At 69.3% G+C, this 8,692-nt stretch carries 9 protein-coding genes and 1 pseudogene; 8 read left to right on the top strand and 2 right to left on the bottom strand.

The features are described from left to right. Positions 1-413 precede the first annotated feature (413 nt). The 3 genes from AOK23_RS48665 (at position 414) to AOK23_RS34120 (ending at position 2,413) form a co-directional block, all read left to right on the top strand. Complete coding sequence (locus AOK23_RS48665; protein ID WP_169800364.1) at positions 414-557, top strand: hypothetical protein; 144 nt, start codon at positions 414-416, stop codon at positions 555-557. Between the two features lie 630 nt (positions 558-1,187). Further along, positions 1,188-1,370: a hypothetical protein gene (locus AOK23_RS34125; RefSeq protein ID WP_055716410.1), complete on the top strand. Its 183-nt coding sequence runs from the start codon at positions 1,188-1,190 to the stop codon at positions 1,368-1,370. A 770-nt stretch (positions 1,371-2,140) separates the two neighbouring features. Further along, entirely contained in the window at positions 2,141-2,413 is a 273-nt protein-coding gene (locus AOK23_RS34120) for a hypothetical protein (RefSeq protein ID WP_055716409.1), read from the top strand. A gap of 246 nt (positions 2,414-2,659) precedes the next feature. On the opposite strand, the gene AOK23_RS34110 is transcribed toward AOK23_RS34120, so the two are convergent. Together AOK23_RS34110 and AOK23_RS34105 are read right to left on the bottom strand one after the other, a co-directional pair. Next, entirely contained in the window at positions 2,660-3,727 is a 1,068-nt protein-coding gene (locus AOK23_RS34110) for a threonine/serine dehydratase (RefSeq protein ID WP_055716407.1), read from the bottom strand. Continuing rightward, the gene (locus AOK23_RS34105; RefSeq protein WP_055716406.1) at positions 3,724-4,530 is read right to left on the bottom strand and encodes a 2OG-Fe(II)-dependent halogenase WelO5 family protein; all 807 of its coding nucleotides are present in this window, start codon (positions 4,528-4,530) and stop codon (positions 3,724-3,726) included. The genes AOK23_RS34110 and AOK23_RS34105 overlap by 4 nt, the downstream gene beginning before the upstream one ends. Before the next feature lie 62 nt (positions 4,531-4,592). Here AOK23_RS34105 and AOK23_RS34100 point away from each other — a divergent pair, with 62 nt between their 5' ends. From AOK23_RS34100 to AOK23_RS52100, 5 genes and pseudogenes are all read left to right on the top strand, one after another. Beyond that, positions 4,593-5,246, top strand: a complete 654-nt coding sequence (locus AOK23_RS34100) for a TetR/AcrR family transcriptional regulator C-terminal domain-containing protein (protein ID WP_055716405.1) — start codon at positions 4,593-4,595, stop codon at positions 5,244-5,246. 16 nt (positions 5,247-5,262) lie between these two features. Next, the gene (locus tag AOK23_RS34095) at positions 5,263-5,532 is read left to right on the top strand and encodes a hypothetical protein (RefSeq protein ID WP_055716404.1); all 270 of its coding nucleotides are present in this window, start codon (positions 5,263-5,265) and stop codon (positions 5,530-5,532) included. Positions 5,533-5,825: 293 nt separating this feature from the next. After that, on the top strand, positions 5,826-6,323 hold the full coding sequence (locus AOK23_RS34090) for a lamin tail domain-containing protein (protein ID WP_055716403.1): 498 nt from the start codon (positions 5,826-5,828) through the stop codon (positions 6,321-6,323). Positions 6,324-6,831: 508 nt separating this feature from the next. Beyond that, a pseudogene (locus AOK23_RS52105) lies at positions 6,832-7,581 on the top strand (Ku protein); the annotation flags it as partial. A 70-nt stretch (positions 7,582-7,651) separates the two neighbouring features. Beyond that, positions 7,652-8,692, top strand: a protein-coding gene (locus AOK23_RS52100; protein ID WP_420823775.1) for an IS630 family transposase whose coding sequence is annotated in 2 segments (ribosomal slippage) — positions 7,652-8,098 and positions 8,101-8,692 — 1,039 coding nt annotated over the 2 segments. Because the reading frame shifts where the segments join, the coding sequence is not laid out codon by codon here. This gene is flagged as partial in the annotation.

Raw genomic sequence — 8,692 nt, 5'->3', positions numbered from 1 at the left:
GCCACTCGCCGACTGTGGTCGGTGTCAGGTTCGCCGTTGAAGCCAGGGAACGCACTGACCGCCGCGTGAACAGATGCTCCTTGCAAAGGCTTTCCAACAGACGCAGATCACGGAAGAACTCGTCCTCCACGCCGTCACGATGCCCCGTCCCCATCCCGCCCCCGATCCCCCGGTGTCCAACTGTCCAGAACCCCCTTCTGGACGTGTTCAACAACTTATGGGCTGACCGGCACCGTCCGGGGTGAAACTGTCCCACTCGCCTGATGGGGGTTCCTGGACACCGTCCTGGGCGGAGACCGTCGCATCACGGTCAAACGACCCACCTACACATCCAGGGGGAAGCATGACGCCGGGAATTCGGCGCTCGATCCTTAACGGCCATCGAGATGCTCGGACGGGCAGGGGCGGCAGGGATGGTGTTCCTCCTGCTGTACGTCGGCGTGGTGCTGCCCACGGTGTGGAGCGCCCGCCCATTCCGCCACACCGCTGTGCGGCATGTTCTGACGGCACTGCTGAGCGCGCTGCACCCGATGCTGGGCGGACCTCGCTCGCCGTGACTGGGGGCGCGGTCGACGGAGTGGCCGGGCCCCCGAACACAACGCCGACTTTCACGACCATGGGCGCTGAAACCGACGTCGCCCGCCCGGTCTTCGCCAAGAGCCTCTTGCAGCTGCCGTGGTAGGGGCCGCTTCACATTCTCGGCTAGCACGCGAGGCGCAAGTCGCCCCACCGCATGGGCAACCGACTCCCTCACTGAACCCTGACGGTGCCAGACGACCGGACCCGCAAGGACACCGAAGCACTTACCGCAGCAACAGCCTGCATTCAAGCCAGAGTTCGAGCGTCTCCGCAGGTCACAAGCCTTGAACTCCAAATCTGGCTGGCAGAGTCGGAGCTGCTGCAGGACCCGCTCCTCACACCCCCGCCTACCGTGTGACTGACTTCGCAACGGTCGGCGAATGTGCTGGTCAGAGCCAGGTCGCAGCGCTAACCCCTGCCTGCATCACCCTGGCGCAGCCCCATCTGAACCGCCTCACCAAGACACAAGGGCCAAGGAGAACACACCCTCCACCGTCATGACCAGGAAAACCGCGCGCTCCACCGCTCTGACCAGGCAATACCTCCCTTCCACTGTCCACGCCCTGCACGCGGAACCGCCGCGTGTTTCATCCCGAGGGGGAAACCGCATGTCCACGCTCGCCCTGATGGTCGTCCTGCTGCTGGTCCTGGTCGGCCTGCTGCTCCTCGGCGCGCTCGCCTACGCCGTCTACCGCGTCCCGCGCCTGACGCAGCCGCTGATCGTCGCTTTGACCGGTGCCGGGGTTCTGGCCGCCCTTGTCACCGCCGTGGCCACCGCTGGCGCCCGGTGAACCGGGCACCGCTTCGTCGGCAGCAGGTCTGCGAAGCCCGGCCGTCGGCTGCACGGTGCAGCACGTGCAGCGGGGTGTGTGCAGCAGCGTGCTGCACACACCACCTGGCGGGCAGCGGCCTGGTGCAGCTTCATCACTCGAATTCGAGTGGGATCGTTCGAATCAGACGACAGAGATTCGGACACCCAGCCCACGCTACTGCTCGCCGGTGCACGTGCTGCTGCTCCTGGTCCTCGTGCAGCATCCGCCGCTGCAACTACGGCCCGCGCTTGCAGCAGCTGGTGCTGCACCGCCGCTGGGAATCGCCGGTCTCTGTCCACAGCCCCGGGCCTCCAGCCTGCACCTATGACTGATGAAGCCATGCAGCAGATAGCGCAGCGGGGTCTGGTCCGCGACGGCCTGGAACGCGCGAGCGGACGAAGTTCACCGAACCGGTGCCAGCGTCGCCGACGGAGCAGGCACGGGCTCTGACGGCCCGTCTGGGCGTTTCACAGCGGACTGTGCAGCGCTACATCAAGGGCACGATCCGTACACCGCGCCAGGCTACCCGGGAGGCTCTGGCCGATCAGGCCGCCAGCGAGTGGCAGCCGGAGGTCCGTGCGCAGGTCCGGGAGCGGGCGTCCAGCACCACGGGCCTGCTGATCTCACTCCGCTGCCGGTTCGGGTTCGACGCTCCCTGGGGCCCTCGCCGACGCAGCCGAGCGACGCACCGCGCGGCAGATCGAGGCGGTACGCGAGGACATGGCCGACGCTGCCTAAGATCCCTGCACGTGGCACACACCTTCGAAGAACTCGTGGAGATGCAGCGCGCCGCCGACGAGGCCAACGCCCAGGTCGAGCGGCTCCGCGACGAGTACGGGCCGCCCACGACAACCGGGTGGACGGAGCACCAGACCAGCACTTACGAGACTGCCTGGCGCGCATGGCGCGACCTCGCCCGCGACGCCCAGGCCGCCGTCACCGACTATGCCAAGGCCGAGGGCCGGCCGCGCAACGAGGTCGAGGCGGAAGTGAGGACGGCTGTCCGTCACCCTGGCGCATGATGGCCCGGGCATGATGAAGCGGCCCTCGCCCTCCCGTAAGGAGGGCGAGGGCCGCAAGTGTTCTGTCTGGCCTGGCCACCAGCAGGTACGGTACGAGTCGCTGCCGCCTTTCGGCTCGCACTGCCGCCCGGACACCGAGCTCGGCCTCTTCGACTGGACCGAGCCTGCGAGGGGCGCTGCTCTCTACCGCATGAGGGAGGGGGCGGCCGGGCCAGTGACCGGCCGCCCCTCGTCGGCGTGGTTCTTCTAGCGGGTGATGAGGTCGGTTGGGTCGGTGTTGGCCCCGCACAGGACCACGACCACCTTCTCGCCGGGGGCGGGCCGGTAGCTGGTGGCCGGCGTGGACGGTGGCGGTGCGTCCCCGCGGTGGGGGTGCCGGTCGGGGCTGAGGAGGGCGGCGAGGGCGGTGGCGGCGCCGTGCTCGACGGCGATCCGCCGGTGGTCCCACAGCGCCTGGCGGGCCAGGACGATCATCTCGTCCGGTACGAGGACCGAGAGCACGCCCCCGCGCTGGGCGGCCTTCAGGGCAGAGGCGGAGGTGCGGCGGGCGCCGAGGGAGTCGGCGGCGATGGAGTTGACGGTGACGTCGACGGGGCGGCCGGCCTCGATCGCGGCGTTCAGCGCGCGGCAGTGGGCCGGTTCGACGGCGATGGTGCGGATGCCGTGTTCCTGGGCGACGGTGGCCACGCCCGTGAACAGTCCGCCGCCGCCGACCGCGACGACCACGGTGTCGACGTCGGGGATCTGGGCGTGGATCTCTGCCATGAGCGTTCCGGCGCCGCCCGCGATCAGCAGGTCGTCGTAGGCGTGGGAGGCGAGTGCGCCGGTGGTGGCGGCATGCGCCTGGCAGGCGGCGAGGGCTTCGGCGTACTCGGAGCCGACGAGCCGGACATCGGCGCCGTAGTCGCGGAGTTTGGCGACCTTCACCGCCGGGGCGGTCTCGGGCACGAACACCGTGGCGGGTACGCCCTGCTGGCGGGCGGCCCACGCACACGCGAGACCGGCGTTGCCGCCGGAGGCGATGGTCACTCCCGCTTTCGGGAGGGTACCGGCGTCCTGGTGTGCCTGGAGGAAGTTCAGCGCACCGCGCGCTTTGAAGCTGCCGGTGTGCTGCATGAACTCCAGCGCCAGCCACACCTCACACGGCTGCTCGGGGCGATCGTCGAGCGGGTCGCGGGGCGCGGTGCGGATGGCTCCAGCGTCCAATGGGGTGAGGGTGACCGGGCGGGTGCGGCCGCAGATCCGGTCGGTGGCCGATTTGACTTCGCTGTACAACAGACGCACGGTGCTGCTCCCGGGGTGTTGGCGGTTCATGACCAGGCGATGAGCTGGCCGGTGGTGTTCAGGGCGAGGAAGAACGCGAACGCGATACGCCTTCCGCCGGGGTTGGGGGCGACGGCGTGATAGTTGGCCGGGTTGAACAGGAGCGCGTCGCCGAGCTGCGGGGCCACGGTCACCTGCTGGCAGTGCTCGACCGCCTCGGGCCGGTAGCCGTACGCCTCGCGGTGGTGTTCGTCGGCCGGCTCCCAGCGGTGGCGCCACACCGTCGTGCTCCCGCCGGTCTCGGGTACGGCGACCCACACGTTGAACGCGAGCTGGCAGACGGTGTCCTGGTCGAACAGCCCGTGAGGGAACTCGCGGTTGATGTCGTCGTAGTGGATCAGGGCCCCGGCGTTGATCTCGCGCAGGGTGCCGCCGAAGACCGGGCGGCCGCCGATGGTGGCGGGGGAGACGGCGGCGCCCCACGCGGTGCCCAGGCGGGCCAGGGCGATGGAGATCGGGTCGGGCCGCATCCCGGCCCGCTGCCAGGCCCGGCGGGCGGCCTCCGCGTCGTGCCAGTACCGTCCGGCGTCCAGCTCGCCGCCCGGAGTGCGGTAATCGTTCAGGGCCGGGCCGAACCGCAGGATCGGGGTCGGCACGCGCGCGGGGTCGTAGTCGGCGGTCGGCAGCCGGCCGGCCGCTTCCATCGCGGCCGCGCAGGCGGCGGGGTCGAGGAAGTTGGGGACGCGGACCGCGGCCAGGGTGCCGGCCGCCAGGGTGGCTAAGTGCCGGTCGGTGAGAGTCGTGCTGGTCACGTCGGTGAAAAGGGGATCGAGCCCCATGGTCGTGCCGCTCAATGTCGCCTCCGTGAGGAGATGGAACCTACCGTGACGGTACGCCGTACCGTACGCTGACCCGCATGCCTAGGCAATCCGCTTCCCTCGACCTCGCGACCCCCGAACGGATCGCGGAACAGGCCCTGTTGATCGTGGACAGGGACGGGCCCGGCGGGCTCAGCTTCCGCACCCTCGCCGCCGCCCTGGACATCTCCGTGGCCTCACTGCAACGGCGCTGTACGGACCTTGCGGGACTACTCGACCTGGTGACCGACCACCTGGCGGCCGAGCTGCCCGAGATCGCCCCCGGCACCGGGTGGGCCACGGCCACCGAGACACGGTTCGCCGCCCTCTACGGCCTCCTGACGGCCCATCCGGGCCTGCTGACGCTGCGCGGCAGCCGCCCGTGGCTCGGCCCGCAACTACTCAAACGCCTCGTCGAACCGCAACTGGCCGACTCCCTCGCCGCCGGCATGACCCCCACGGAGGCGATCACCGCCTACCGGCGCATGTACCTGCTCACCCTCGGCAGCGCGAGCTTCGTCGACCACCGCGACCCCAAGGCCGCACAGACCGCCACCCGGCAGGCACTGGCCGCACTCGACCCCGACGACTTCCCCGCCCTCACCGGCAACCTCCCCGCCATCCTCGCCGCCGTCGTCGACCACGACGTGTACTTCGGCGCGCTCCGACAACTCATCTCCGCCGCCGACCCCGACAGCCGATTGGCCCCCTAACTCACGAGGAACGATCATGACCGCATCTCCGTCCACATCCGCTGTCCCGGATGATCCGCAGGTCCACGGCGAGGCCGCCGCGCAGCGGCTACGGGATGCACTGGCCCTGCATGGCCTCGTACTGCCGTCCGTGTGGGGCGGCGCACCCGTGTGCGGGCGGGGCTTCGTCGAACTCGGCGGCTGCTCGGCCGATACCGCGGACGCCCTGGCCAAAGTGCTGGAGGCGGCGTCGTCCCGGCAGAGTCCGCCGACCCGCCGGAAGCAACGTGTGGACACCCCGAGGTGACGCGACGGCCCATCCGCGGGCGGAGCCGGACGGCTCACCTTCGCGGCCGAGCGGGCCATACACCATTGTTCAGTGACCGCACGGCGCGGCGAGGTCAACGCCCGTGAGGCGTGGTCCCCATACGGCGTGGTGGCGCTGGGGCAACGAATCCGCGGCCGATGGCACCATCGCTCACTCACCGGCCAGCCGGCGTCACTCGAACGGGTGGCGGCCTCCACGGTGTGCAACCGTCGCGGGCACGCGGCGGTCCTCCACAGGCAGCACCGTTGATTCCACTGTGGAGGAGCATCCTCTTGCGTAAGCGTTCCATCCTCGCCGCAGCCCTCACCGCCGGCACTCTTGCCGCGCTGGTCCCCGCCGTGTCGGCTCAGGCCGCCGAGTACAGCTCGGCTCTCAAGGTCCGCGGCGTGCAGTACGACGCCCCCGGCCGGGACTCCAACAGCTGCACGAGCGGCAACACCACCGCCGAGTACCTGACGGTCAAGAACTACTCGACCAAGGCGACCGTCAACCTCAAGGGCTACGTCGTCACGGACGCCACCGGCAACCGCTTCACCTTCACCGCCAACCACTACCTGGAGCCCGGCGACTACGTGAAGTTGCGCGGCGGCCACGGCAGCGACTCCGACACATACAACGTCGTCTACCGCGACAACTGCAACTTCCTGTGGAACAACGACCGCGACACCATCTACCTGTACAAGCCCTCCGGCAGCCGCGCAGACGTCCACTCCTACACCAAGAACGGATCCGACCCCGACGGCGACGGCTACATCCGCTACCACAACTGAACCTCACCGCAACGGCTGCGCTCTGCCAAGCCATTGGTTCTCATGGGCTGGGCGTGGACACTCACGTCAGCGGGGTCTTTCCCACGACTGCCGTGTGGAGGCATCGGTCTGATCGAGGCTCCGTCGTCCTGGTGTGTTCAGGATGTTGCCTTGGGCTTGGGAGAGGCGAACAGGGCGGGTGTGCTGGCTGGGAGTGTGGGTCGCGGAATGGTCGTGCTGGCCAGCCGGTATCCACCCGGGCCGGCGGCGCAGTCGACGTTCCAGGCTCCGAGGCGGATCTGGACAGAGTCGCCTGTAGCTGCGACGCGGTAGCCGCGCCGTTCCCTACCACCGGATACCGGCAGGGTTACCCTCCTGGCCGCCGTCGACCCGTACGTCGACCGTGACGTCCTCGCCCGCCAGATCGGCCGCGAGGAAGATCAAAGATCATGACGGGCAGGGGGAACCCGCCCGCCCGGCTGCGTCGCGCTGTGATGACCTCCTGCTCGTACGCTGGAGGTCTCGGGGCTTGCTTGCGGAGGAACGGTCATGCCCCACGCCCTGTGGTCCGGTGCCATCTCGTTCGGCCTCGTGACCATCCCTACCAAGGTCACGGCCGCGACCGAGGACCACTCGCTGAGATTCCACCAGTACCACGTCGCAGACATGGGCCGGGTGAGAGTGCGCAAGGTCTGCGAGATCGAGGACCGCGAGGTCGGAGCAGGTGAGATCGGCAAGGGCTACGAGTGGTCAAAGGATCGACTCGTACGGCACGAAGCCGAGGACCTCGATGGCCTTGGCGGTGGGCAGCGGCATGTCGGCGAGTTCGTCGTCGGTCACCGGGATGATGCGGTCCTCGGTCCGGATCAGCAGCGGCTACTACCTGGCGGCCGACGGCAAGGTCGCCGAGAAGCCGTATGCCCTGCTGCGCCAGGCGCTGGAACGTAGCGGCAAGGCCGGCGTCGCGAAGTTCGCCTGGCACGGGCGGGAGCGGCTGGGCCTGCTGCGGATCCGCGGTGACGCGATCGTCCTGCACGCGCTGCGCTGGGACGACGAAGTCCGCGACCCCTCCGAGCTGGTCCCGGAGGAGGTGGAGCTGTCCGAGGAGGAGATCGACGAGGCACTGCTCCTCATCGACCGCATGGAGCTGGAGGGCCTGGAGGGGTTCGTCGACGAGTACACCGAGGCGCTGGAGGCGGTGATCGAGGCGAAGCGGGAGGGCCATGAGCCGCCGACGGCCCCGGCCCCGGAGACGGCACCGGGCCGGGTGGTGGACCTGAGTTACTGAGATTGAACTCGTGGAGTCGTAGGGGCTGACGGTTCGTCGACGGTGCGGTATCACCGAAGGCATGCGGTATCCACAAGGGGGCGGGCTGACCGCCGAACGGCAGCAGTTCCGCGAGGAGTTACGGCTCAAGGCGGCCGAGAGGTTCGCCCAGGGTGAGGCGAGCTCGGCGATCGCGAAGGACCTGCGGGTCAGTGTCCGGTCGGTGCAGCGGTGGCGGCAGATGTGGGACGAGGGCGGTCCGCGGGCTCTGCGCTCGCAGGGGCCGGCGTCGCTTCCGAGGCTGAGCCCGAAGCAATTTGCCCAGCTGGAGGCGGAGCTGGCCAAGGGGCCCGCCGCGCATGGCTGGGAAGACCAGCGTTGGACGCTGGCGCGGGTCAAGACGGTGATCGGCCGACGCTTCCACCTGACCTACACGATCCAGGGTGTGCGCAAGCTCCTGGTGCGTAATGGCTGGTCCTGCCAGGTCCCGGCCCGACGGGCCATGGAACGGGACGACGACGCGGTCGCGGGGTGGGTCAAGGAGGTGTGGCCGTGCGCGGAAGACTCGCGGCGGCCCGTGGAGCCTGGCTCGTCTTCGAGGACGAAGCCGGTTTCTCCATGACGCCGCCGCAGGCGAAGACCTGGTCACAGCGCGGCCGGACCCCGGTGGTGCGGGTCCGGGGCCGTTCCCGCAGACGAGTGTCGATCGCCGCGCTGACCTGCTACAAGCCCGGCCACCGGTCCCGGCTGATCTATCGTCCGCGCCGGGACGACGGCCGGCGCGACGGCCGCAAGAGCTTCTCCTGGCGCGACTACCGCGACCTGTTGATCGCCGCACACCAGCAGCTCGGCGGCTCCATCGTGCTCGTCTGGGACAACCTCAACGTCCACAAAGCTGCTGATCTGCGGGAATGGGCGGAAGCCCGGGACTGGCTGACCATCTACTACCTGCCGCCCTACACACCCGACCTCAACCCCGTCGAAGGGATCTGGTCTCTCCTGCGACGCGGCTGGCTCTCCAACGTTGCCTTCAGTACTCCCGAACACCTCGTCCAGCGCATCCGACGCGGCCTGCGGCACATCCAGTACCGCACCCATCTCATATTGATCCGAAACGGTAAGC

It is taken from the genome of Streptomyces torulosus, from assembly GCF_001419765.1.
GTDB classification, from domain to species: domain Bacteria; phylum Actinomycetota; class Actinomycetes; order Streptomycetales; family Streptomycetaceae; genus Streptomyces; species Streptomyces torulosus.
This window is presented reverse-complemented; position numbering and strand designations above follow the sequence as displayed.

Coding starts and splice junctions, on each gene's coding strand:
- AOK23_RS48665 (WP_169800364.1), top strand. CDS start 414: ATGGTGTTCCTCCTGCTGTACGTCGGCGTGGTGCTGCCCACGGTGTGG.
- AOK23_RS34125 (WP_055716410.1), top strand. CDS start 1,188: ATGTCCACGCTCGCCCTGATGGTCGTCCTGCTGCTGGTCCTGGTCGGC.
- AOK23_RS34110 (WP_055716407.1), bottom strand. CDS start 3,727: ATGAACCGCCAACACCCCGGGAGCAGCACCGTGCGTCTGTTGTACAGC.
- AOK23_RS34100 (WP_055716405.1), top strand. CDS start 4,593: ATGCCTAGGCAATCCGCTTCCCTCGACCTCGCGACCCCCGAACGGATC.
- AOK23_RS34095 (WP_055716404.1), top strand. CDS start 5,263: ATGACCGCATCTCCGTCCACATCCGCTGTCCCGGATGATCCGCAGGTC.